This is a genomic window from Pseudoalteromonas simplex (genome assembly GCF_015278155.1).
GTDB classification, from domain to species: domain Bacteria; phylum Pseudomonadota; class Gammaproteobacteria; order Enterobacterales; family Alteromonadaceae; genus Pseudoalteromonas; species Pseudoalteromonas simplex.
Genome location: NZ_JADILN010000003.1, coordinates 231,822 through 257,593 on the forward strand (window position 1 = coordinate 231,822; position 25,772 = coordinate 257,593).

Consider the following 25,772-nt stretch of genomic DNA (forward strand, 5'->3'; position numbering starts at 1 on the left):
ATTAGAATGCACGAATTATATCAATGGTAAGAAATGCAATAAGTTCATTTCTAGACTCCACATACCAGAGGGTTACATATGCTATTTAATGGCGATTTGACAACTGAATGTCCAATTAGACAAAAGATCCGTGATTTCTACCGTATTGACGAAAATGCGGTTATTGATCATATTTTGCCTTTGGCTGAAGTAGGCGTGAAAGCGCGTAGCCGAGCGTGGGAACGTGCTCGTCAAATGGTTTTAAATATCCGTCGCGATCAGGATGGTCAAAGCGGTGTAGATGCATTACTAAATGAATTCTCACTTTCGAGTGAAGAAGGCGTTGTATTAATGTGTCTTGCAGAAGCACTATTACGTGTTCCAGATAAAGCAACGCAAGAGTCACTAATTCGTGACAAACTTGCTAAAGGTGACTGGAGCTCGCATTTAGGTAGCAGCGATTCTTTATTTGTAAACGCCTCTTCTTGGGGTCTGTTAGTAACCGGTAAAATGGTTAACTACAGCGACAAGTCAAAAGAGCAGCAATTCGGTGTTCTTAAGAAAACAATTGGTCGTTTAGGTGAGCCTGTTATTCGTAAATCTGTGAACTTCGCGATGAAGATCATGGGTAAGCAATTCGTTATGGGTCGTACTATCAACGAAGCGATTGAACGTGCAGCCGATAAAGAGCAAAAAGGCTACGTATACTCATACGATATGCTAGGTGAAGGCGCACGCACAATGAAAGATGCAGAGCGTTACTTCAACAGCTACATGACAGCTATCCACGCAATTGGTAAAGCAGCAAATGGCCGTGGTCCAATCAAGAGCCCTGGTATCTCAGTTAAAATTTCTGCGATTCACCCACGCTATGAATTCACACATCGTGAACGTGTTATTGCTGAAATCGTACCTAAGTTAAAAGAACTTGCGCTTGCAGCGAAAAGCTACGATATCGGCTTTACTGTTGATGCTGAAGAAGCTGACCGCTTAGATATCTCTTTAGATGTTATTGAAGCGGTATTCAGTGATGACGATTTAGGTAACTGGAACGGCTTTGGTTTAGCAGTTCAAGCATACCAAAAACGCGCTATTTTTGTGGTTGAATGGGTTGCAGAGCTAGCTCGTCGCGTTGGTCGTAAACTAATGGTTCGTCTTGTAAAAGGCGCATACTGGGATACAGAAATCAAAACCACTCAACAAGATGGTTTAGATCACTACCCGGTATTCACGCGTAAAGCGACCACAGACGTTTCTTACAAAGCCTGTGCTATCAAACTACTTGAAGCACGTGATGTACTGTACCCGCAATTTGCTACACACAACGCCTACACTGCGGCAACTATTTTAGAAGTTGCAAAAGGTGACAACGAAGGTTTTGAATTCCAACGCCTACACGGTATGGGTGAGTCGTTATTCGACCAAATCGTAAGCCAAGAAAAAATTCAATGTCGTGTTTACGCGCCTGTAGGTCAACATGAAGACTTACTTGCCTACTTAGTACGTCGCTTATTAGAAAACGGTGCAAACTCATCATTCGTAAATGCGATTGTTGATACCACTAAGCCTGTTGAATCACTGTTACCTGACCCTGTAGAAACACTGCAAGGTTTACGTAACAAGTACAACACGCAAATTAAGATGCCAATTGATTTATACGGTGAAGAACGTGCTAATTCAAAAGGCATGGACTTAACTGATATCAATGTAATCACACCATTTAAAGAAAACCTTGATACCTGGTTTGCTGAGCACCGCATTGAATTAAGCGATGTGCCAGAAGGCTCTCTTCCGGTGAAGAACCCTGCGAATCACAAAGAAATCATTGGTCATGTGAAGCTACAATCTTCAGACGAAATGACTGCACTTTTAGAAAATGCAGAAAAAGCATTTGAGTCATGGTCACAAACGCCAGTAAAAGAGCGCGCAAACCTATTACGCCGTGTTGCTGATATCTTAGAGCGTCACCACGATGAGTTAGTGGCACTGTGTATCAAAGAAGCAGGTAAAGTAACTCAAGATGGTATCGATGAAGTTCGTGAAGCAGTGGATTTCTGCCGCTACTACGCTGCACGCGCTGAGGAACTTTCTGAAGATGAGCGTTTTGAAGCACGTGGTGTGATCTTATGTATCAGCCCATGGAACTTCCCACTTGCAATCTTCCTAGGTCAAGTTGCTGCGGCAATCGTGACAGGTAACACAGTTATTGCTAAACCTGCTGAGCAAACAAGCTTAATTGCACTTCGTACCATTGAACTTATGCTATCTGTTGGCTTACCAGAGCACGTTGTACAACCTGTTATTGCTCGTGGTAGCGAAGTAGGTAAAACAATCGTTCCTGATGAGCGTATTCAAGCTGTTATGTTCACAGGTTCTACAGAAACCGGTACTGTTATTTCGCAAACATTGGCTGCGCGTAATGATATTCAAGTACCGCTTATTGCTGAAACGGGTGGTCAAAACTGTATGATCGTTGACTCAACTGCTCTACCAGAGCAAGTTGTTGATGATGTAATCAGTTCAGGTTTCCAAAGTGCTGGTCAACGCTGTTCTGCACTACGTGTATTATTCTTACAAGAAGACGTTGCTGATGGCATCATTGAGATGATCAAAGGCGCTTTAAAAGAACTTCACGTTGGCGACCCTTCATTACTTTCAACTGATATCGGCCCGGTTATCGACGAAAAAGCACTTAAAAACTTAAGTGACCACGTTGAATACTTAAAAGGTAATGCAACACTTCACTATGAGTGTGCTATTCCTGATAACAGTGAAAATGGTGCTTACTTCTTTGCGCCTCGTTTATACGAAATCAAAGATTTATCTGTACTTAAGCGCGAAGTATTTGGTCCTTGTGTACATATCATCCGCTTTAAAGGCACAGAGCTTGATAACGTGATTGACCAAATCAATGGCACGGGCTTTGGCTTAACGATGGGTGTGCATTCACGTATCGAAGAGCGCTGTGAGTACCTAGCGAAAATGTCACGTGCGGGTAACGTTTACATCAACCGTAATATGATCGGTGCGATTGTTGGCGTACAACCTTTCGGTGGCCGTGGTTTATCTGGTACTGGTCCTAAAGCGGGTGGCCCTAACTACCTACAACGTCTAGTGAAAGAAAAAGCATCACCAGATAACGTACAAATGACTAACCTAACACCTGATGAGTTAGATACTCACCACTATTCAGGTGCAGCTGAGCAAGTTGCTAAGCTAATGGATAACTCATTACGCGATGAGAAGATCTGGCGTGCGACACCACTAAATGACCGAGTTTCTGCTGTACGTCAATTACTTGCAAAAGTAGCGACTGTAGAAATTATTGACGAGCTTGCCGATGACTTAGCATTAACGCTAGCTGATGCACGTGCGCAACTTAACCGTCTTGAAAAACACATGCGTAAGCACACTGTGTTGCCTGGGCCAACGGGTGAGTCAAACACACTTCACTTAGAGCCTCGTGGTTGTGTGGTTTGTTATGCAGATAAGAGTACGTCATTTAACTTCTGGGCAATTTCGGTTATCACAGCACTTGCTGCTGGTAACACGGTAATCACGGTTGCTTCTGAGTTATTCTTTGACGAAGCGGTTGCATTCAGAGACAAGTTTATCTCTACAGGTATCGCTGAAGGTGTATTCCAAGTTGCTAAACCTAATCAGTTACAAGCTATCTTAGCGCACCCTCACCTTGCAGGTGCGGTTGTTGCAGCTCGTTCATCACGTTTAGGCTACTTTAGCCAGCAGCTAGCACAACGTAAAGGTGCAATCCTGCCAGTGATCAGCTCTGAGTACTACGACACGCTAATCAAGCGCTTACTGACTGAGAAAACAATCAGCGTTGATACAACCGCATCAGGTGGTAACACATCACTAATGACCTTGGTTGAAGACGACGAGTAAGTTGTATTGCAATAACTAAATGAGAAAGCCCTCGCTAGTCGAGGGCTTTTTGTTTACAGCCATAAAAACCCCTCCTTTTTACTATTATTATTTACTGATACACGAACTTTCTGCTAATTTTATATTATTGTAGTCGTTTAGAAGTAAAGGTCTTGAAAACACTTCCTATCAATCAACTTAAGCCGGGCATGTTTGTACAGAGCGTGACAAAACAAACAGGCAAGATCCGTATAAAAAACCAAGGTTGGGTTAAAACACAGGGAAGTATAGACAAGCTGATCAAAGCTGGCATATTAGAAATTGCGATCGATCCAGACAAAACACTGACCTTAGACAGTGACAATAAAGTGGTTGAGCAGCAACACAATCCGCAACCAGTAGGAGACGCTGCCGCTTTCGATCCTTGGCACACCACTCACAGTGTGTCGGCAGAAATGACTAAAGCCAATAACTTATATAACGAAGCAAGATCATTACAAAGTAAAGCCTTTGACGATATTCGTAATGGCAACAAAATTGATATTGCCCCTTTTCAAGAGCTCGCGACTGGATTTATTGACTCGGTTTTTCGTAACCAAGATGCGCTTGCTTGTATCACCCGTATGCGTGACAAAGATACTTATCTACTTGAACATTCAATCAATGTTTCGATTTTAATTAGTATCTTTGCTAAACACTTAGGTATCGAAAAAACCATTATTGAGGAGCTTGCGACCGGTGCTTTACTGCACGATATTGGAAAAATAAATATTCCCGATGAAATACTCAATAAACCCGGCAAATTAACCGATGCCGAATACCAAACTATTCAAGACCATGCTCGTTTTAGTAAAGAAATTTTAGAACAAGCAGGCTTGAGCGGAATTGCTGTTGATATAGCAGGCTTCCATCACGAACGCTTAGACGGCAGTGGCTACCCATTTGGTAAAAGTGCTGAAGAGATTAGCTTGTACGTACGTATGGCTTCGATTGTTGATGTTTATGATGCATTAACCGCAGAGCGGGTCTATAAAGCTGGTATGGAGCCAATTAAGGCATTTAAAATATTAAAAGACGGCTGTCCAGATAGCTTTGACGGAGACCTAGTCACTAAGTTTATTCAGTGCATCGGTGTTCACCCAGTCGGCACCTTAGTGAAACTTGAAAGCCAAAAATTAGGTGTGGTCACTCACAGTAACCCTACTAGCCCTTTAAAACCTCAAGTTAAAGTGTTCTATAACGCTAAACATGCACGCTATACCGAAATACAGGATATAAACTTAGCAAATAGTCGCTGTCACGACAGTTTAGAAGCCGCCGTCAGGCCGACTGAGTTCAACATCGACCTGATCCGCTTTTTTAAGAACTCAATTTTACCTTAATCCCTTAAGCTCAGGACTGGCTATTCAGGCCAGTCTTGTAATGCTTTTAAGGTAAACTCATAGCCATCGTAACTTAATAAGCTCTGCTCTGGGGTAATTTCAACCACAGATAGAACACCAATGTTATCGCCTTCATATAACTCTCGACCATTTAACTTGATCCAGCGCTTCGATGTTTCTGAAGCATAAATATGCGCTTGGTATTTAATGGTAGGAATAAGGCTTTGTAATGCGTCAGGCAAGAGCTCAATAGGCTCTGCATAAGACGTGTTTTTAGTGCTACGGGTAATATCAACACTATGTTTGTTATCAACATCTTCAACCGCTTTAGCAAAGGCATCTTTCAATGTATCTGGCACATCTCTTAATTCATCATTTGTTGATGGTTGAGAAGCCGGTTGACTTGGCTGACCATCAAGCGGCTTGCCTAGCACCTTATATTTACTTAAATCAATGCCATTACTGCTCATTTGCTGCGGATTGATTTGCTGCATTGGCTGCGAAAACTGTGGCTGTGATTGATACACGGGCTGATTTTGATACATAGCTTGCTGCTGGTACTGAGGCTGAACTTGATAACCTTGATTAGCATACACTGGGGCTGAATTGACAGGTACTTGCACCCACTGATATTGCTGACCTTGCACTGGAGTCTGCTGCATCATTTGTTGCGGTACAGATTGTTGCACTTGCCCTTGTGGCATGGCAGCTGATTGCCCTGAGTTATTGGTCACTTGCGGGGTTTGGCTTTGTGCTACTTGCTGTTGCATCGTTGGTTGTTGTGTTTCAGGGTTTGCCTCAACTTCAGTCGCAACGCTTTCTGCGGCTTCATTACTGTTATTAACAACCTTTGGCTGCTCAGCAACTTTAGTTTGCTGTAACCATTTACCAATCGAAAAACCTGCCATAAGGGTTAATATCGCCGCCAGTAATAGGCCAAATGAAAAGGCCAAACGGCGATAGCGCGTTAATTCTTGCTGTTGTTTGAGCGCAAGAGCGGCTTGGTCATGATCTACAGCAGTTTGTGCATGCTGATCAGACTGTTTAATTGCATCTAATAATAAGGACATAAATGAACACTCGTTATATTAGGTAGGATAAACCAATACCCATTCCTAATACGGCTAAAAATGAAACTGGGTAAAGCCAAACATAACTCGGCTCTTTATTTGTTACTGTTGCAACAGGGGTACTGGTTGGAGGAAGAGCCTCAGCAGCAGAGAGCATTACAAGCTCACTGTCAATACTTAGCTTTTGCTGTGAAAATGCACCAACGAGGCACCGCTCACACAACAAATTGATTAATCTCGGCACCCCTTGAGTAACCTGATAAATCGCTTTTAACGCATCCCCTGAGAACAAGGCTTGCTCTGTCCCCGCTTTAAATAAACGATGCTTAACATAGGCAAACACCTGCCCTTCAGTAAGTGGCAATAAGTGATAACGAGCCGTAATGCGCTGGGCAAGCTGCCTTAATTCAGTGCGTTTTAATAACTCTTGAAGCTCAGGTTGCCCTACTAACACAATTTGCAGTAGCTTTTTATGATCTGTTTCGATATTGGTTAACAGGCGCAATTGCTCTAGCACATCAGGGGCGAGTAATTGAGCTTCATCAATAATTAAAATGGTATGACCGCCCGCTTGATTATTTGCCTCAAGGTGCTTTTTAATCACATCAGTAAGCGTCTTCAGAGTCGCATTCGCGCTGTCATACTCAATCTTTAATTCGTCACAAATACTGGCAAGCAGCTCAAGCTGTGACAAAGCTGGGTTATGAATTTGTGCCACTTGCGTGTTTTCAGGTAACTGCTCTTGCAGGCTTCTTGTTAGTGTTGTTTTACCTGTACCCACTTCGCCTGTTAATAATACGAAGCCTCCCGCTTCACCTAATCCATAGGTAAGGTGCGCTAATGCCTCTTTGTGGCGCTCACTAAGAAATAAATACTCAGGATTTGGGGCAATCGAAAAGGGTTTTTCTGACAAGCCAAAATAGCTTAAATACACCGTGTTATTCCTTGCGTTTAAAATCACGGTCTATAATGGCAAAAAACATCGCTACTTAAAACCTTGTTTACATTTTATTGGTTAAATAACGTAAAATAGCGAAAAGGTAAAATTATAGGTGTTTTATGCAGGTTTATTTAGTCGGTGGCGCAGTCAGAGACGCCCTACTTGGTCGTGACGTTAAAGAACGCGACTATGTGGTAGTTGGTGCCACGCCAGAACAACTGATCAGCCAAGGTTATCAACAAGTTGGTAAAGATTTTCCGGTATTTTTACACCCACAAAGTAAAGAAGAATATGCGCTGGCGCGCACCGAGCGAAAACAAGGTCAAGGTTACACTGGCTTCATTTGTGATTTCGCGCCGGATGTCACATTAGAGCAAGACTTAGTTCGTCGAGATCTCACCGTAAACGCCATAGCACAAGCCCAAGATGGCAGCTTAGTTGACCCATTTTCTGGCCAGCAGGATCTTGAAAATCGTGTCTTACGCCATGTCTCAGATGCCTTTAGTGAAGACCCTCTACGAATATTGCGAGTAGCCCGCTTTGCTGCTCGTTATCATTACCTAGGTTTTACTATTGCGCCAGAAACCCAGTCACTATTGACCGAGATGGTTAAAGCCGGTGAACTGAACACGCTAACTGCTGAACGCGTTTGGTTAGAATGCGAAAAATCCCTCAGTGATGGCGCATTTAGCGAGTTTCTAAATGTACTTGCCAGCATCCATGGCCTGTATGTAATTAGCCCTGAGCTTGAAAGTAAATGGTGTGATGAGCTTTACCGTACCTTACAAGCTCGATTTGCCTATGCGAATGAACAACAAATTAGTGACACTGCGTTATTATTCAGCCAAGTTACCTTAGCGCTTTCAAGCAATGAGATAAAAGCGATAGCTAGCAACATACGCTTACCTAATGAAGTGCGCGATTTAGCGCTGTTTAGCCAAACTCATCAAACAAGTTTAAGTGCAGAAAAGCCGACTAGCGAGACCGTTTTTGCTTGCTTTAATCAACTTGATTTATGGCGTCGCCCTGAACGTTTTGAGCAGGTACTCAAAACATTAGAAGTTAGTCACCAACAGCCTGTAGTTTGTTATGACTCTCTCAAAAACGCAGCCACGCAAGCACGAGCAGTCAGCCCGCAACAGTTTATTGCACAAGGTATTAAAGGCGCAGAAATAAAAACCGCGCTTGAGCAAGCGCGGTTAGAGATTATTAAAGGCTACTTTTCGTAGCGCACTAAACGCAAATAAACATCGGACGTTTTTGCGTGAAGACTGTTGATGCCTTTATCAAATTGATACACCCAAGCTAGATCAGTACGACTGATACCTGAAGTGCTACTCCAATAGTTTTGCAGCTTAGTCGATAAAAATGCGTTTTCGTTAATGCTAGGCTGCACACAACTGTGCTCTAAAATACTGGCTAACTCTTTAACATTTGGCACATGCCAATCGCTGTAATCAGCAAAGGTTGCATTTTCAGCCCCGCGTAAAGCTTCGCCCCAAGTAAGCTGCTGACTATTACCTTCACACGTATCCGTTTCAGTGTTGTAGCTTTGACCAAACGTACAACGTTGCCACATTAGACCTGTTTCGCTGTCGCTCACTGTGCCATCTTCGTTAATAATAAAGCGGCTATCAGGAGTCGTTTCATTGACAGCGCTATAACATACTTGCGCAGCGGCATAACCCGATTGCAGAGCAATAACAGTAAGTGCTGTAATTAATGGTAACTTTCGCATATTACTCTCCTGGCGTTCTAACTAAGCGCACAAAGGCGGTGTTACTTTTCGGATACGCTAAATCATTAGCACTACTCATATCGATAATATAAGCTTGCGATAAACTTGTACCGTCTGCCGCGGTTTGCGAAGTCCAATAAGGCATAAATGAACTGCTACCAGTGCTTAACTGAGTATCACTTGGTTGATTTGGGAAGAAGTCACTGTTAAGTAACGTAGACTCACCTTGCTTGGCATAATCTAATAACCCTAATAATTCCGTGTAAGTTGGCACACGCCAGTTTGTACCACCGCAAAAGTCGCTGCTGTTCACATCATTAATGTAAGTTTGTAGGCCACAGTCACTGGTGCTTGGACAGGTAGAGCCCGCAGCCCCTTGTACACTACCCGTTTGCACACCGCTTGAACCATTTAAATACCAAGTATAATGATTTGATGCTGCACGCTCGGAGGTTGCCGGTGGCAATGTTGAACTTGCTTCTTTTACTTCCCAAATAAGCCCAGTTACATTATCGCGTACGCAACTAAAGCTAGTCGCATCATCTGGAAGTTCGTCAGCAAACTCATTCATCTTAGTAAAATCAAATGCCAAATCACCTAGGCCGACTTTATCGAGCTGATTTGCGACGCTGTCACGACCTATATCTGCGTCTTGGCTTGGGAAGTCTTCGCTGTCACAGTTAATTTTTTGCGAATTGTTGTAGCAATCACTCATCCCGGTATCGTTAATTAACCCCAGTGGTTTTGGGCTAATATCAATAATCACTGTATCTGTGTCGCTACGCGATTTACTGTCTGTCACGGTAACTTCAAAACTAAGCTCTGAATCGGTATCAACATCAGGGGCTACAAACGTCGTGATACATTGGTTCTGGTTTGCCAAGGTCACAGTTTCGCCTGTTAATTGCTGCCAAAAACATGATTTTGTTGCCGTCACAATTTCACTATTGCTGGCATCAAGGGTTACGGTATCAAACTCGATAACCTGCTGATCAACACCTGCATCAGCAATAATTACCTCAACCGTTTTGTTTAAGGTGAACGACGCCTCTGTACTTGCTGATCCACCTTCATCATCCGTTACAGTTAAACGCCATGTCATCGCTGTATTTGATTCAAGTAGTGGGTGAGTAAAGCTAATGGTTTGGTTGTTGTAGCTGTCAGCCGTTAAATCAGGGCCATCAAGTTGAGTCCATAAATAACTGTCAACTGTACCGTTTTCATCTATATCAGCAGATTCTTCGCCACTTAATGTGATCACATCATTATATTTTGACGGTAACTCTTCTGGCGCAGTTTGGGTGATCACTGCAACTGGCAGTTGATTATTCGAGGTAATAAAAATACTGACCTGATCGGAAACAAGTTGCCCATCGTCGGTTTGGTAATTTACTTTTAAAACAAGTTCTGAGTTAAGTTTAATATCAGGAGCTGTAATGGTTTGTTCAGCACCTTCGGCAGGAAAACCTTCTACTGCGGGGCCACTGACTCGCTCCCAGGTAAAGGTACCATCAGCAGGAGAGCCTTTAGCTGAGACAGTAAATTCACTTTTTTCAATAATTTGTTGATCTGAGCCAGCATTAACTGTCGCTGCGATTGTATTCGAATCACTCGAACCGCCACCACCACAAGCTGTTAATGTTGTTAATGCTATTAGGCTAAGAGGCACTAATCTCATGAATACCACCTTAAAATACAAAGCCGGCAATAACCGGCTGCCAAATAAACTAACAACTAGCAATTAAAATGCCAAACTTGGGGTTATAAATAACTTTCTTGGTGGATACGTACGAAGAGCTTGGTGCCTATTTTACTGTAATCTACTTTGTATTCTCTGCCATCTAGGGCTTGGATAAACAACAAACGTTTTTCTTCTGCAAATACATCTGGGCTTGATACATACACCATTTCTAAATAACGCTCTTTAGCCTCGCGACGATTTTTTGGCAGGTCTTCTTTAAACGGCTCTAAACCATTTTGAGTTACTTTAATGCGCGGATGGTTCTCACCATTCACAACCACTAAATCGAGTTTCTTATCTTTATGTATAATTGTGTTTCGACCGCTTTTAATAAAAGAACGTTCTTGACTCATAGTCTTTTCCTACTACATAACTGCCGCCTATAGCTTACTTTTCTGTAAGCGAGTCTCTAAAAACTCTTTAGGGTTCAGTTTCCAACGATTCAAATCAGCACTGAATTGCCAAATATCAACATCAAGAACATTGGCAGGTAATAGTAAATCGTATCCTGTCAACTGCCTTAAATGTTGCGTACGATTGGCAAACATGGCAATCAATCCTTTATAAATCTGACCACTAGGGGCCGTGTAGTCCGTCTCTTCTATTAACCATTCTGATGGGCAATCACCATTTTTGCAATACTTTTGAATGACTTGCATAAATAAATGACGTTGCTCGATAAGTAATCGTCCGGCAATTCTTGGGTGAATCTGTGTTAAAAATTCATCTATGTTATTGAGTTTAATACCAACTGCATTTAACTCAAGGTATTCTAAGCCCTGTTCCACTTTTGGTATACCACTATGATGAAAATTAGCACGATTTAACTGCCAATTCCCAATCTTATGATGATAAATAAGCAAATTCTGAGTAAAAGTTAAGCTAAAGTATGGTTCTTGAGTTTTTAAAAAGCCAATAAAAATTGCCGCTATGCAGGTTGTGGCTAAAAAAATCTCAACAATGCTAATTTCACCGGGTCTCAATAAGTTAACCAGCATAATAATGATTAACCCAATTCCGCCAACAATTAAAAACTCACTGCCATGGCGAGATGATTGAGCACGCACTTTTAGTGCAGGAAGATTTTTATCCATAAACAGAGAAGTAAAAAATAAACATCACAATTGTGACCAATATTATTTTTCTGAGCGTTAAACAATAATTACACTTTGGTGCTTTACTCATTCTAAACCTTTCTTAATTTGTCACAATAAAGGAACAAATTAGCATAACTTTTCACTTTTACGCTAAATGCACAAATTTATGAGATACCTGACATACGTGGCACGTACTAATTTTGTACACTACACTCAACTAAATTTCTGGTAACACGACGATGTACTCTACACAATCTGGTAAGGCACTATTCCCTTTTATTATTACCCTTTTTCTAGGGTTATGCATTTACTTATACCTTCCTTCGAGCCAAGGTGAGCAGAGCAACTTCTCAGGCGCTGCAACTCAAGTAACAGCTCACACTGTCACATCTGAAGAAAATGCTGTGCTCATAGAAGCAATAGGTAGTGCTCGTGCTAACCAAGCGATCTATATTCGCAGTGCGCAAAACGATTATGTTACCGATATATTTTTCAATGATGGCGACTTAGTCAGTAAAGGTCAAAAACTGGTTCAGTTACAGTCTCAAGAAGAAGAATTAGCAGTTAAAGAGCTAAGCATTAATTTACGCGAAGAGCGCCGTCAACTTGATCGTCTCACTGAACTATCACGCTCACAATCAACGGCTAAATCTTTACTAGAAGAGCAGCTTTCACGTGTTGATGCAACCGAGGCGCAGCTTGAGAGCGCCAAAACCAAGCTGGCAGAAATGACAATTAAAGCACCGTTTTCTGGCTTACTTGGCAAGCGCGAGATTTCAATTGGTACTTATGTTAGCAATACTACAAACATCACCACCCTTGATGATATCAGTATCATTAAAGTCGACTTTAAAGTGCCAGAAAAATACCTAGCGCAGTTACAACTGGGTATGAAAGTGATGACGCAAAATGATGCTTACCCAGAAAAAACCTTCAACGGTAAAGTGACCCACATTAGCTCGCGTATCGATTCAGTCACTCGTAGCGTTGAAGTGACAGCAAGCTTTATCAATGAAAAAGGCCTATTACGCCCAGGCATGCTGTTAAATACAGCATTAGAGTTAAGCTCAAACCAAGCGCTAATGGTACCAGAGAAAGCCGTCATTCCTCAGCAAGACAAACACTACGTGTTCCAAATTGAAGATGGCGTTGCTAACAAAGTCGAAGTACATGTAGCGGGTCGTCACAATGGCTGGGTAGCTATTGATAAAGGCCTTGAAAATGGTCAGCAAGTCGTGACTGAAGGCATCATTAAGATCCGTACTGGCAGCAAAGTAAGTATCAAGGGCTAAACCATGAAAATTACTGATACTAGCGTTAAACGCCCGGTCTTTGCGATCGTAATAAACCTGTTGTTACTTACCTTTGGTTTGGTGGCATTTTCTATGCTACCACTGCGCGAATACCCAGATATTGAAACACCGATTGTTAGTGTGAGCACTGATTACACCGGCGCCAGCGCAGAGATCATTGAAACTAAAATCACCCAAGTACTCGAAAACCGCATTTCGGGTATCGAAGGCATTAAAAGTATTAACTCGTCGAGCCGAAATGGCCGCTCAAACATCACCATTGAGTTTAATATCAGCCGCGATATCGATGCCGCATCAAACGATGTACGCGAACGTGTAGCTCGTGCCCTTGATAGCTTACCAGAGCAAGTTCGCCCGCCAGAGGTCTCTAAGTCAAACAGTGATGAAAGCCCTATTGCCTGGTTCGTACTAAACAGTACTACCATGGATTCATTACAGTTATCTGATTACGCACAGCGCTTTATTGTTGACCGATTAGCCGTTGTTGATGGTGTCTCTAACGTACGCGTGGGTGGCGAGCGTAAATACGCCATGAAAATCTGGTTAAACCGTAAAGCGATGGCAGCACGCGGTATTACCAGTAGCGATATTGAAAACACCTTACGCACTGAAAACGTTGAACTACCTGCCGGTGAAATCGAATCTATCGACCGTGATTTTACAGTACGTACCGCGCGTAGTTATAAAGATCAGCGAGATTTTAGAAACTTAGTGATCAAACGTGGTGATGATGGCTATTTAGTACGTTTAGGTGAAGTGGCCGATGTTCACCTAGAAGCTGCTGACGACGAAAGCTTATTCCGTGGTAATGGCCGTAATATGATTGGTTTGGGTATCGTCAAGCAAGCCAAAGCCAATACCCTAACCGTGGTTGATAATGCCCGCGCTGAGCTTGAAAAAATTAAGCGAAACCTGCCAGAAGGCACCACCATTCAAGACAGCTATGACTCATCAATTTTCATCAAAGAATCGATTGATGAAGTATATAGAACCCTTGGGATTTCAATGGCGCTGGTTGTATTAGTTATTTACCTATTCTTAGGCAATATTCGCGCAACCCTAGTGCCTGCTGTAACCGTACCAGTGGCGTTAGTAGGCAGCTTTATGTTCTTGCTCGCTATGGGTTACTCAATCAACTTGTTAACTCTTCTGGCACTCGTGCTTGCTATCGGTTTGGTAGTGGATGATGCGATTGTAATGCTTGAGAATATTCACCGCCGTATAGAGCTGGGTGAACCACCACTGCTTGCTGCATTTCGTGGTGCCCGTGAAGTTGGCTTTGCGATTATTGCCACCACCCTCGTACTGATTGCGGTGTTCGTGCCGCTAGTGTTTATGGATGGCCGTATTGGTGCCCTATTCACAGAATTTGCGATGGCAGTAAGCGCCGCAGTGTTCTTCTCTAGTATTACGGCATTAACACTTTCTCCAGCGCTTTGCTCTAAAGTATTGAAAGCTTCAGAAAAAGAAAGCAAGTTTAGCCAGTGGATGGATAGAACCTTTAACAAAATCGAAAACGCCTATCGTAACTCTCTGGCTTCAAATATGGGCCGTAAGTGGAGCTTGCTACTGACTATGATTTTGGCTGGTGTTGCCAGCTTTATGCTATTTCAAAAAGTGCCATCAGAGCTTACGCCAAAAGAAGACCGCGGTACTTTCTTTATCATGATGAGTGGTCCTGAGGGCGCAAGTTATGAAAATAACGCTGCAAACATGGCAAAAATTGAAGAACGTTTAATGCCTTACTCTGAATCTGGTGAATTAAGCCGAGTGCTTGTTCGTGTACCTGGCTGGGGTGGCCAAGGTGGTGTTGCTATCATTGGTATGGCCGACTGGGATAAGCGTAAGCGCTCAACATGGGAAGTAATGGACGAAATCAGCGGCAAAATGACTGAAGTGACCGATGTGCGTGCATTTGCAATTATGCGCCGTGGTATTGGTGGCGGTGGTTCATCTCGCCCGATTGAATTTGTACTGCAAGGTAACGATTACGACCAACTAGCCGATTGGCGAGACCGTATCATTGAGCGTGCTGAGAAAAATCCTGGCTTGGTAAGAATCGATCACGATTACAAAGAAACATTCCCGCAGTTTTTAATCAATATTGATAAAAACAAAGCCGCTGATTTAGGGGTTTCTGTATCAGATGTAGGCCGCACACTCGAAACCATGTTAGGCCAACGCCGCGTAACGACCTTTATCGACCGTGGTGAAGAATACGATGTGATTTTAAAAGGCACCAAAGAAGACTTTGCTAATCCGACTGATATCTCAAATATCTATTTAAAATCACGCAGTGGCGAATTAGTACCGCTTGATAGCTTAATTAGCTTAAAAGAAGAAGCCACAGCATCGCGTTTAAACCGTTATAACCGTATGCGCGCAATTACGTTAAGTGCGAACTTAGCAGATGGTTATACCCTAGAAGAAGCGCTTAACTTCTTAAATCAAGTTGCAGCAGAAGAAAACGACATCGACGGTGCAATTGACTACAAGGGTGAATCGCAGCTGTTCTATGAAGGCGCATCGGCAATGACCTATGTATTCATACTGGCATTGACAGTCACCTTCTTAGTACTTGCAGCCCAGTTTGAAAGCTTTATTCACCCATTTGTGATCATGCTTACTGTGCCACTTGGTTTAGTGGGAGCATTATTTGGTTTGTGGTACACCGGACTTACTCTAAATATTTACAGCCAAATTGGTATTGTAATGCTGATAGGTTTAAGTGCGAAAAACGGTATCTTGATTGTTGAGTTCGCCAACCAACTGCGCGATAAAGGCGTTGAGTTTAACGAAGCGATTAGCCAAGCTGCTACGCAGCGTTTACGCCCAATTATTATGACCTCATTGACCACAGTAATGAGCTCGGTACCGCTGGTTCTTGCAAGTGGCCCAGGTGCAGAAAGCCGCATGGTAATTGGTGTGGTGGTGTTTACTGGTGTTATTGTTGCAACCTTACTTACCTTATTCGTGGTACCTGCAGCATACAGTGCACTTGCTCGAAATACTCAGTCGCCTGAGTACTTACAAAGCAAGTTAGAACAGCAAGCAAAAGACAAGCCGTTAGAAGAAATTTAAAACGCACTTTATTGATACAAAACGCCGTCTTTACGGCGTTTTGTTTTTTCGGCTATAGTCAGCAAAACGATAAGGGAGTTTAATATGGATAACAACATACAAATAGCCACTTTTGGCGGCGGCTGCTTTTGGTGTATTGATGCCGCATTTAGACGTGTGAAAGGCGTGCTTAATGTCAGCTCTGGCTATGCAGGCGGTGAGATTGAAAACCCTAGTTATCAGCAAATTTGTACTGGCTTAACGGGTCACGCTGAGGTGGTTCAGCTCGATTTTGACAGTAGTATCGTGAGCTATAACACCCTGCTTGAAATGTTCTTCACTTTACACGATGCCACACAATTAAACCGCCAAGGTAATGATGTCGGCACTCAGTATCGCAGTGTTATTTATTATCATAATGAACAGCAAAAAGCAGAATCTCAAGCCATGATTGATGCTTTACAAAAGCAAATTCGTGAGCCGATTGTCACCGAGCTGAGTCCGCTTACAAACTTTTACCCTGCAGAGCAGTACCATCAAGACTATTACAATGAAAACCCAAATCAAGGTTATTGCAGTATTCTTATTGCCCCAAAGCTTGCAAAGTTCGAACAGTATTACGCAGCTAAACTTAAATGAAAAAAGCCCGCTAAGTAGGTAGCGAGCTTTTAAACGCAGAACTAATAATTTTCCTTATTATTAGAACTGATAACGGGCACCTACAAACAAGCGACGCTCGGCCGTGTTGTAATAATAAAATTCGTCGTTGATGTAATCACCATCTAGGTCTGTACCATAGGCATCAACGGCGTTGTACTCTTTATCGAATAGGTTTTCTACACGAAGTGACACTGTTAAGTTGTCAGTCGCTTGGTAGTGACCAACTAAATTCCATAACGTATACGATGGTAAGTGCGTTAACTTGCCATCACGATCACCACGGTATTGCATATCGATACCAGCATCAAAATCACCCCATGCTTTGTTTAATGACCAATTCACACTGTGATTTGACACATAGGTTAGTGACTGACCTGTCTCAGTATCTTCCGCAGAAAGGTAGGTAAAGTTAAAGCTGTGATCAAAGCCAAACACTTGGTTTTTAAAGCTAAACTCAACACCTTCGTGGCGAGCTTCGTTTATATTAGTTGGGATCCACTGCCCTGATGCATTTGGTGCCCAAGCGATTTTGTTGTCGATTTCGCTGCGGAAAATCGCAATATCAAGGCTGATATCATTCACATTGAGTGATAAGCCAAGCTCTTGGTTATCTGATGTTTCAGGGTTTAACTCTGGGTTACCTGAGCCCGGGTAATATAGGTCATTAAATGTTGGAGATTTAAAACCTGTGCTTTGACTTACGCGGAATGTCGCGATGTCATTTAAGTGATAGCCAACAGCTGCAGTGTAAGTTGTTTCATCACCAAACTGCTGATCATCATCTTGGCGAACGGTTAGGTTTGCCAGCACGTGTTCGTCGTCATAATAAGCGCCAACAAACGCAGCGAATACTTCACGGCTGTCTTTTAAATAAGTACCTGAGTTAGTGTTCACTTCATCTTTATACCAATTCAGACCGCCACTAAGAGTCAGTGCTTGATTGAAAAAGTATTGGCCATTGTAATCAATTTGCTCACGCTCAGTTTCAAACTTATCAACCACCGTTGCACCCGTGTAATCAATGCGTGAGTCATCTGAGCTATCACTTGATATGGCAATATCAATGGCATGACTGTGTTTTTCGAAAGCCTTTTTCCAACCTAGTGAAGCTTGGTAATTTTCGAACTCGCCTTTTTCTACGGTGCTGTCTGCAGGGCTATAAGCACTATCGTATTTTGCTTCGCCTTCTGAGTATTGTGCTTGCGCTAAAAACTCACCTAACTGCTCATTTTGATAACCAAGATTAAAGCCAAGGTTTTTGTTCTCGTAGCCGTCTTCATCTGGCGCTAAGCCTTGCAGAACATCAAAACCATCTGTTTTTTCATAACCGGCATTAACGGCAACATCAACACCTGCAAACTGACCACCTGTCGCTACTTGGTACTCTTGGTAAGAGTCTGAGCCAAAAGTAACATCTAAGGTCGTGTTTTGTGCTTTACGGGTAATGATATTAATTACACCAGCTAGCGCATCAGAACCATATACAGCTGCACGTGAGCCTTTAATTACTTCAACACGCTCAATACTGTTTAAAGGAATATTGCTAATACTTTTATAGCCAAGTGTTGCAGAGCCTGTGCGTACACCATCAATTAAAATAAGTGTATGACGAGAACTTGCACCACGTAATGACACACCAGAGCTTTGCCCAAAACCACCATTGGCATTAATTTGAAAGCCTGCTTGAGTGGCTAGTAAGCTTGGTAAGTCACGAACATAGCTTGCTTCAATATCAGCGCGGTCAATGACAGTAACGCTGGCTAATACATCATTAATTGATTGTTCGAATTTATTGGCAGAAACTGTGATGTGCTCGATTGATTGCTCGTCAGCAGATACAGAAAAAGACAACGCAGCAGCAACCGCTACGCCTAACGCAGATTTATTTAGCATGATATCCCCTAGCCTGTGCCCACCGCACACGCGAATAGTAAGTTACTTCAAGGCCGGTCTCCGGACTCTGTACATGCATGGCATCTACATTACCGTTGCGGGGGCAGTGTTGGCATTGTTTTCTCCCTGAAAACGCACCAACTTCCCGATTATCTTGCGACTATTTCACCCTTTGAAATAAAACGTATCTGAAGATACAGCAAGCACCTCGAAAATAGGCCGTTATTGTGATGATTTTGGGGAGGAAAGTCAATGGACGGCTATACTTCTAAACCAAAGTTTTAAGTCTAAAGCTTCAAGCTGCAAGTTAAGTGCTAAGGTGTAAGCCTAAAGTAAAAAAGCCAATCAGCATGGCTGATTGGCTTTTATAAAACAATGATTACCAGAAATACTCATGGGGTTTCGAGTTTCCTAACGGAAAAACAATTCCTTCTGGGTCAGCACCATTAAGCACAAGCTTACAAAGAGCTTTATTTAAACGTCTTCTTGGCTTGGTCATCGTCATTTTCACCCACCAACTTGGTGTTTGTTGGTAAAAATAAGTACTGTGTGGGCCTGTGTATTTTCTGTTTATTTTACCGTGTTTATTACGATCTATTGCTTTGTTTTTTACTGACATAAATATCCTCTAGCTGAAAATAGCTAGAAGATATCTTTTTCTCTGTAACCTAATATTTGTCTCAAAATACGCTCCTTGTAAAGTTCAAAAACTTGTAGGCTTATAGCTTAAAACTTACAGCTTAAAGCTAAAAACATAGAGTATTAATCGCGGAAGTTTTTGAACTGGAATGGTTGACCTAAATCAGCAGTACGAACAACTTGCATTGCTTCTTGTAAATCATCACGCTTTTTACCAGTTACACGTAATTCTTCACCTTGAATAGCAGCTTGTACTTTAATTTTTGAATCTTTGATTAACTTAACGATTTTCTTCGCTACGTCTTTTTCGATACCTTGCTTAAGAGCAACGTCACGCATTACGTATTTACCGCTACGCGATTCATCTTTAAGCTCAAGGCTAGATACATCTAAGCCACGCTTTGAAATTTTCGCAGCAAGAATGTCAAAAAGTTGCATTACTTGTTGCGGTGCTTCTGCTTTTAACTTGATTACTTTATCACTTAGTTCGATTGATGCATCAACACCACGAAAATCAAAGCGTGTCTCTAGTTCACGCTTTGCATTATCTACTGCATTCTGCGCTTCGTTCATTTCTACTTCAGAAACAATATCAAATGAAGGCATGGGGTTCTCCTAACATAGTCTTTTTTAAATTCATTTATGGTTGGCAATTATAACGCTTATTTGTCGATTCTTTCTATTTTTATCCGGCTTGTTCAGGTGCGATGCAAAAATTGTTTGATATACTGGCCATTCAATTTCGGCATTTTTAGGGTTTATTGTGACAAGGCGTGTTTACCAAGTTATCTTTTTAGCCAGCATTATTGGCTTTACGATTTTGTTTGCCAAAGAAATTAAAGGGGTGAGTAACCTCTTCCCACACGTAGATAAAGTGGCGCATTTTGGTATTTTCTTTGTACTGGCTTTGGTGATGGATAAAGCCTTTAAATTACCACTTATGGTGCAAATTTTACTGTTAGCCGGATATGGTGCGGCCATTGAGTTTATGCAAGATATGCTGCCTTACCGTCAAGCCTCGGTTGGTGACTTTATCGCTGACTTTATTGGTGCCATCAGCTATTTTGCTATAAAACTTGGTTTTCATTTAGGTAGAAAGCAACGTAATGGCTAATGTTTTAATTGTTGGCGATGGTGCGATTGGCTTATTGTTTAGCCATTTTTTATCTGCACAACATGACATCACATTACTGACCCGTAAGCCGACCCTGACCACACGTTTTTATCAAGCAAGCAATGGTAAATCACACCCTATCAAAGCCCATCTCATTAATCACAAAGAGCTTGGTCATACAGCGCCCTTTGATTTGGTGTTAATAACAGTAAAAGCATTTCAAGTTCAAGCGGCCTTTAAGCAAATAAAACCTTATCTCAGTAGAACATGCCAAATCGTTATTTCTCATAATGGCATGGGTAATGTTGATGAACTTAATGCCCAGCTTTTGAATACGCAAGGATTAGCGTTTTTAACCACGCGTTTAGCTGGTTTTAAAACAACGCCTTATAGCGTAAACCATACAGGTAATGGTGAAAGTGTGCTAGGCGCATGTAATGCAGCTGCAAGCGAAAGGCTCAACGAGCTTGAGCAGCAGTTTAGTTACTTGCCGCATTTTTCTGTGAGCGATGATATTCACTCATTGCGATGGCAAAAACTGTTAGTGAATATTGCCATTAACCCGTTAACAGCAATTCATAACGTAAAAAATGGCCAGCTACGTGCACCGCAATTTAACACACGCATTATTAATTTACTCAATGAGGCCTGCTTGGTTGCCAATAAACAAGGGGTTAAAGTAAAACTCAGCGAGGCGCTGGATCAAGCCTACTCTGTGATGACAGCCACCGCTGAAAACTTTTCTTCTATGCAACAAGACATCAGCCATAATCGAGAATCTGAAATTGATGCAATTTGTGGTTATGTGTGCGAGCAAGGCGCTAAGTTAGGAATAAAAACCCCCTATAATCAAGCAATGCTCAGCATGATAAAAATAAAAAGTTAAGCTACAAGGGGAAAGGGGAAAGTTCTCGTAATGATTTCAGGCATTAAAAAAGCGCGAACATGTCGCGCTTTTATCAGTATCTTTTACGGACGATACACTTTTACGTTGCTAAAGCCTTCTTCGTGCAAGATCAGCGCTTGTAGCTGACTCATCACACCTTTAGCACAATATAAGTAATATTCTTTATCTTTTGGTAAGTCACCAAATTTAGTTGCTAAGCGGAAGAAAGGTAAATGTACAACTTCAATACCTTCAAGTTCTAGTGGGTTTGCGTCTTCTTCTTCAGGTGAGCGAATATCAACAACAACCGCCCCTTCAGGTAAATCAGATACAGACTCAGCTTCTTTCACCTCTTCTTTTGCTTCGGTGTCGATATCGCGAATATCCATCACACGTGCATTTTCAACAACTGTATTTAGCACGTCGAAGTCAAACTTAGCTTCTTCGGCAAGAATCGTTTTGATTTTAGCTTTAACCGTTGGCTTTTTAGAAATTACGCCACAGTATTCAGGCATGCTTTCTGCCATCTCTGCTGTGCCGATTTGACGCGCAATATTGATAATATCTTGCTTGTCGTGTTGGATTAACGGGCGAATGATTAAAGTTTCCGTCACACGGTCAATCACACTTAGATTAGCCAATGTTTGGCTTGATACCTGACCAATACTTTCGCCAGTCACTAGCGCTTGTACACCTAGTTTTTCTGCAACTTGGCTACCGGCACGCATCATCATACGCTTAAGCACAACACCCATTTGGCTGTTTTCAACATTCTCTAAAATCTCAGCAACAACAGGTTCAAAATCAACAGTAACAAACTTCACTTTGTGAGTAGAGCTGAACTGTTTCCAGATATAATAACTCGCCTGCTTAACACCGATTTCGTGCGCAGCACCACCTAAGTTAAAGAACAAGAAGTGAGTACGCGCACCTTTACGGATCATTTGGTAGCTTGCAACACCAGAGTCAAAACCGCCCGACATAAGCGATAATACATCTTCTTGTGTTGGCAACGGGAAGCCCGCCATACCTAAGTGAGTTTGAGTAACAATGTATGCTTTATCATCACGTACTTCTAAGCGAACAGTCACTTCAGGGTGAGATAATTTAACGCGCGCACCTTCAACATGCTGGTTTAAACCACCACCTACGTAGCGCTCTACATCGCTCGATGTGAAATCATGCTTACCAGAACGTTTACAACGCACACAGAAGGTTTTGCCCGCAATCGTGTGGCCGATTAGTTCAAGTGCTTTTTGGTAAATATCGTCGATTGAGTCGAAGTCTGTTTCTGTTACTTCAATAAACTGTACGATACCTGGAATGCGTTTTAAGCCGTCGATAATATCTAAGCGAACTTGCTCAGAGTCTAGCAAGCTAACAACAGAGATATTGTCCCAGTTGTTTCTTACCTGCACTTTTTCGTCAACACGACGCAAAACGATCTTAATGTTATTTTCTAATAACTTGGTAAAACGCTTACGAACAGATTTACTCTTGATCGCGATTTCAGGGTGTAATTTGACGATAAATTTAAGCATAGTTCACTCTTAGACTGTGGATTTCACACGCCCTAAGGTATAGCAACCTCAAGGGCGCGCGATTATAACAAAAATTATAGCGTCTAGGAAATAAACTGCTTTGCGGGGTTATTGTTCGCTTTGCTCTGTTTCAGCAAGGGCTAAATACTTTGCCCTTAATTGATTTACTTGCTCTAAGTGTTGCTCGGTGCAATGGGCTTTTAATAGCAGCAATACCTTTAAAATACCGTTATAAATATCGGCTCTGGCAAGTTCGCCGCTTAAGCGGCGAGCTTTGATGTAAGGTGTCCAAAAGCTCACGGTCATTTTAAGCATATGCGCAAGCTCTGTAACATCTTCATCTTCAATACAAATGATACCGCCTTCTCGTAATGCAAAAAGTACCTCTTTTACTTGCTCCAAAAGCTCTGCTTGAAACGCAATGTAGCCTTTTTTCAGCTCTTCATCACGAGATAAAATATCGCCTAAGTTGTCGTAGAAAAACTGAAAACGCCACATAAGTTCAAATAGCGAATCAAGATAGCCCGCTAGGTTTTCTAGTGCATCATCGTCAGGAGTCAGTGGCTTAAAGTGGGTATGTAAATGGTCGCTATACAAAGCAAATATGTGGCGAATAATATCTTCTTTATTTTTAAAGTGATAATACAAGTTACCTGGGCTTATCCCCATATGCGAAGCAATATGGTTAGTTGTTATGGCACGCTCACCGTGGCGATTAAATAATTCGATGCTGGTGTGTATGATCTTGTCCTTTGTGCTCATAGCCTATTTACTCTGTTTTTTATGATTATTACGGTCCCCAGCCGAGCAGTATAAACAAATGCGCGACAATTAAATACTACCTTGAAAAATATTAACCTCAATCGGCTTAGTACCTTATATAGGTGAAGGTTCCTAATCCGATACGCGTATTTTCTAAGCTGCATAGTCGAGAAAACACTGTTAATATAGCAAGCAAATTTATAAATCGCTGATAGTTATGAACGTTACTGCAATCTATCCGGGCACTTTCGACCCACTTACAAATGGCCATACAGACTTAATTCATCGCGCGGCAAAAATGTTCGATAAAGTGATTGTTGCCATTGCGCATAATCCTAGTAAACAACCTTGCTTTACCCTTGATGAGCGTGTTGAACTTGCTAATAAGATTTTGGCGCACCTTGATAACGTGAGTGTAATTGGTTTTTCTGGCTTATTGGCTGATTTAGCTCGCGACCATAAAGCCGAAGTGCTTATTCGCGGTATTCGTGCTGTGTCTGACTTTGACTATGAATTTCAGTTAGCTAATATGAATCGTCGTCTAAACCCTGATCTAGAAAGTGTATTTTTAACACCAGCAGAAAAGAATTCGTTTATATCATCAACTCTAGTTAAAGAAGTTGCACGCCACAATGGCGATGTGAGCGAGTTTGTTGACCCTATTGTAGCCAAAGCCTTACAGGATAAAATTCACGGATGAAATTAAAAAAGTTCATTAGCTTAACTGCATTACTAATGATCTCTGCGCCAAGTGTTGCTGGGCCATGGATAGAAAGCGACGACCCACTGCTTCGCGCTTCAATCGAAATGCTATTTAACCAAGGCATTATTAAACAACCTATTAATAGCTACCCATTAATGTGGCAAGGTATCGCACGGGACCTAGACGTTGCCAATACCAGCCAACTTGATGAGCAAAGCTTATTTGCGTACCAGCATGTAAAACATGCTCTTGATAATGCAAAGCAAAAAACTAGCTCAGGTATTCGCCTAAACTACAACAGCGAGCCACTGTCTCAGCAAGGGTTTGGTAAACGCCACCAGCAAGAAAGCGGTGTAAATAGTTATGGTTCAATCACAGGGAAGCGTGTTAGCGCTAAAGTCAGTGTAAATTACGCCGATGATGCCCTTGATAAGCAGCATGTTACTTACCAAGACAGCTATTTAGCCGTACTCTTAGGAAATTGGTCACTTAGTGCAGAGCAAGTAAGTCATTGGTGGGGGCCAAGTAACGATAACGCCCTACTACTATCAAATAATGCGGCGCCAATGAAAGGCGTGCGCTTTACCAGAGCAAATACACAATATGTAGGCCCAAGTTGGTTATCATTTATCGGTAACTGGCAGTTAACGGGTATCTACGCCAAACAAAAGTCATATCTAAATAGCTCAGATGACGGTAACTTTTGGGCGCTCCGATTTGCAAGTACGCCATTAACAGGCCTTGAAATAGCAATTAACAGTGCAGGCTCTGATTATTTAACTAACTTAGAAATTGACCCTGTTACACTCGAAAGCAGTGAATCAACACACCGTTTAACTAGCTTAGATGTTAAGTACTCAACCTCTTTAGCGGCGCAACCTGTGGCATTTTATGCTGAAGTAATGGGTCGAAATGAAAGTGGCTTAGCACCGAGCGAGCCATTTTATACGCTAGGTGTTGAAAGCTATTTTGGCTCGAAAGAGAGCCTATTAAAAAGCTACTTTGAATACTCCAATACAGAGCAAACTTGTGAGCAAATTAGTGATTGCGTATATGGCTCTGGTAGCTATACACAACGCTCACGTTTAATTGGCAGCTCAACACCACAACAAAGTAAATCGGCTATCCTAGGCGCCTATTACCATACTCTAAACGGTTATGGTGGCCATGCTAAGCTTCGTTGGATTGAAAGCGAAGCAGCGCAAGCTGAGCTCGCATCAGATATGAGTCAGCTGCAGTTAGAACTCGGTTATCAACAATCTGTCTTTAATGGTCTGTGGAAAGTGACGGGGCTTATTTCAAAAGATGAAATAGGCGATGAGTCAGAAACAAACACAGCCCTTAGAACCAGTTGGGAATTCCGTTTCTAACT

The 25,772-nt window shown here is 42.1% G+C and carries 21 protein-coding genes and 1 riboswitch; of the genes, 10 read left to right on the top strand and 11 right to left on the bottom strand.

Translation table 11 applies throughout. From position 1 onward, the window contains the following. Window positions 1–78: 78 nt before the first annotated feature. Both putA and IRQ78_RS08555 read left to right on the top strand, forming a co-directional pair. Window positions 79–3,882: a bifunctional proline dehydrogenase/L-glutamate gamma-semialdehyde dehydrogenase PutA gene (gene putA / locus IRQ78_RS08550; protein ID WP_138599685.1), complete on the top strand. Its 3,804-nt coding sequence runs from the start codon at window positions 79–81 to the stop codon at window positions 3,880–3,882. A 152-nt stretch (window positions 3,883–4,034) separates the two neighbouring features. Continuing rightward, window positions 4,035–5,243 (top strand): HD-GYP domain-containing protein, encoded by a 1,209-nt coding sequence (locus IRQ78_RS08555; protein ID WP_054551117.1) that lies wholly within the window; start codon window positions 4,035–4,037, stop codon window positions 5,241–5,243. Window positions 5,244–5,263: 20 nt separating this feature from the next. On the opposite strand, the gene IRQ78_RS08560 is transcribed toward IRQ78_RS08555, so the two are convergent. Next, window positions 5,264–6,313 carry a general secretion pathway protein GspB gene (locus IRQ78_RS08560; RefSeq protein WP_194441803.1) on the bottom strand — a complete coding sequence of 350 codons (1,050 nt, stop codon included), beginning with the start codon at window positions 6,311–6,313 and terminating at the stop codon, window positions 5,264–5,266. A gap of 13 nt (window positions 6,314–6,326) precedes the next feature. Next, a complete protein-coding gene (locus IRQ78_RS08565; protein WP_138599682.1) occupies window positions 6,327–7,247 on the bottom strand; it encodes an ExeA family protein in 921 nt (306 codons plus the stop codon). Window positions 7,248–7,372: 125 nt separating this feature from the next. Here IRQ78_RS08565 and IRQ78_RS08570 point away from each other — a divergent pair, with 125 nt between their 5' ends. After that, window positions 7,373–8,482, top strand: a complete 1,110-nt coding sequence (locus IRQ78_RS08570; protein ID WP_054551114.1) for a tRNA nucleotidyltransferase — start codon at window positions 7,373–7,375, stop codon at window positions 8,480–8,482. Here IRQ78_RS08570 and IRQ78_RS08575 read toward each other — a convergent pair. The 4 genes from IRQ78_RS08575 to IRQ78_RS08590 form a co-directional block, all read right to left on the bottom strand. Further along, on the bottom strand, window positions 8,470–8,991 hold the full coding sequence (locus IRQ78_RS08575; RefSeq protein WP_194441804.1) for an Lcl C-terminal domain-containing protein: 522 nt from the start codon (window positions 8,989–8,991) through the stop codon (window positions 8,470–8,472). The two genes, IRQ78_RS08570 and IRQ78_RS08575, sit on opposite strands and share 13 nt — an antisense overlap. A 1-nt stretch (window position 8,992) precedes the next feature. After that, window positions 8,993–10,669 (bottom strand): Lcl C-terminal domain-containing protein, encoded by a 1,677-nt coding sequence (locus IRQ78_RS08580; RefSeq protein WP_194441805.1) that lies wholly within the window; start codon window positions 10,667–10,669, stop codon window positions 8,993–8,995. Window positions 10,670–10,752: 83 nt separating this feature from the next. Further along, on the bottom strand, window positions 10,753–11,085 hold the full coding sequence (locus tag IRQ78_RS08585; protein ID WP_054551111.1) for a hypothetical protein: 333 nt from the start codon (window positions 11,083–11,085) through the stop codon (window positions 10,753–10,755). A 27-nt stretch (window positions 11,086–11,112) separates the two neighbouring features. Further along, the gene (locus IRQ78_RS08590) at window positions 11,113–11,826 is read right to left on the bottom strand and encodes a DUF2982 domain-containing protein (RefSeq protein ID WP_138599679.1); all 714 of its coding nucleotides are present in this window, start codon (window positions 11,824–11,826) and stop codon (window positions 11,113–11,115) included. A 242-nt stretch (window positions 11,827–12,068) separates the two neighbouring features. Between IRQ78_RS08590 and IRQ78_RS08595 the strand changes: the two genes are divergently transcribed. The 3 genes from IRQ78_RS08595 (at window position 12,069) to msrA (ending at window position 16,841) form a co-directional block, all read left to right on the top strand. Further along, the gene (locus IRQ78_RS08595) at window positions 12,069–13,121 is read left to right on the top strand and encodes an efflux RND transporter periplasmic adaptor subunit (protein WP_138619266.1); all 1,053 of its coding nucleotides are present in this window, start codon (window positions 12,069–12,071) and stop codon (window positions 13,119–13,121) included. 3 nt (window positions 13,122–13,124) lie between these two features. Further along, window positions 13,125–16,223 carry an efflux RND transporter permease subunit gene (locus IRQ78_RS08600; protein WP_058585800.1) on the top strand — a complete coding sequence of 1,033 codons (3,099 nt, stop codon included), beginning with the start codon at window positions 13,125–13,127 and terminating at the stop codon, window positions 16,221–16,223. Between the two features lie 84 nt (window positions 16,224–16,307). Continuing rightward, window positions 16,308–16,841, top strand: a complete 534-nt coding sequence (gene msrA / locus IRQ78_RS08605) for a peptide-methionine (S)-S-oxide reductase MsrA (protein ID WP_054551107.1) — start codon at window positions 16,308–16,310, stop codon at window positions 16,839–16,841. Window positions 16,842–16,901: 60 nt separating this feature from the next. Here msrA and IRQ78_RS08610 read toward each other — a convergent pair whose 3' ends face one another. The 3 genes from IRQ78_RS08610 to IRQ78_RS08620 form a co-directional block, all read right to left on the bottom strand. Further along, window positions 16,902–18,755: a TonB-dependent receptor domain-containing protein gene (locus IRQ78_RS08610; protein WP_138599676.1), complete on the bottom strand. Its 1,854-nt coding sequence runs from the start codon at window positions 18,753–18,755 to the stop codon at window positions 16,902–16,904. Between the two features lie 34 nt (window positions 18,756–18,789). After that, window positions 18,790–18,945: riboswitch (cobalamin riboswitch) on the bottom strand. A gap of 189 nt (window positions 18,946–19,134) precedes the next feature. Further along, window positions 19,135–19,374 (bottom strand): hypothetical protein, encoded by a 240-nt coding sequence (locus IRQ78_RS08615; protein WP_054551105.1) that lies wholly within the window; start codon window positions 19,372–19,374, stop codon window positions 19,135–19,137. Window positions 19,375–19,517: 143 nt separating this feature from the next. After that, window positions 19,518–20,000 carry a YajQ family cyclic di-GMP-binding protein gene (locus IRQ78_RS08620; protein WP_054551104.1) on the bottom strand — a complete coding sequence of 161 codons (483 nt, stop codon included), beginning with the start codon at window positions 19,998–20,000 and terminating at the stop codon, window positions 19,518–19,520. 157 nt (window positions 20,001–20,157) lie between these two features. Here IRQ78_RS08620 and IRQ78_RS08625 point away from each other — a divergent pair, with 157 nt between their 5' ends. Together IRQ78_RS08625 and IRQ78_RS08630 are read left to right on the top strand one after the other, a co-directional pair. Beyond that, window positions 20,158–20,508: a VanZ family protein gene (locus IRQ78_RS08625; protein WP_054551103.1), complete on the top strand. Its 351-nt coding sequence runs from the start codon at window positions 20,158–20,160 to the stop codon at window positions 20,506–20,508. Then, window positions 20,501–21,394: a ketopantoate reductase family protein gene (locus IRQ78_RS08630; RefSeq protein WP_194441806.1), complete on the top strand. Its 894-nt coding sequence runs from the start codon at window positions 20,501–20,503 to the stop codon at window positions 21,392–21,394. The genes IRQ78_RS08625 and IRQ78_RS08630 overlap by 8 nt, the downstream gene beginning before the upstream one ends. 83 nt (window positions 21,395–21,477) lie before the next feature. Here IRQ78_RS08630 and thiI read toward each other — a convergent pair whose 3' ends face one another. Next, on the bottom strand, window positions 21,478–22,935 hold the full coding sequence (thiI, locus tag IRQ78_RS08635) for a tRNA uracil 4-sulfurtransferase ThiI (protein WP_054551101.1): 1,458 nt from the start codon (window positions 22,933–22,935) through the stop codon (window positions 21,478–21,480). Between the two features lie 108 nt (window positions 22,936–23,043). Then, window positions 23,044–23,697, bottom strand: coding sequence for a TetR/AcrR family transcriptional regulator (locus tag IRQ78_RS08640; protein ID WP_138619258.1), 654 nt, complete (start codon window positions 23,695–23,697; stop codon window positions 23,044–23,046). 217 nt (window positions 23,698–23,914) lie between these two features. On the opposite strand from IRQ78_RS08640, the gene coaD reads away from it, so the two are divergent. Together coaD and IRQ78_RS08650 are read left to right on the top strand one after the other, a co-directional pair. Continuing rightward, entirely contained in the window at window positions 23,915–24,397 is a 483-nt protein-coding gene (gene coaD, locus IRQ78_RS08645) for a pantetheine-phosphate adenylyltransferase (RefSeq protein WP_054551099.1), read from the top strand. Beyond that, window positions 24,394–25,770, top strand: coding sequence for a capsule assembly Wzi family protein (locus IRQ78_RS08650; RefSeq protein WP_194441807.1), 1,377 nt, complete (start codon window positions 24,394–24,396; stop codon window positions 25,768–25,770). The genes coaD and IRQ78_RS08650 overlap by 4 nt, the downstream gene beginning before the upstream one ends. Window positions 25,771–25,772: the final 2 nt, after the last annotated feature.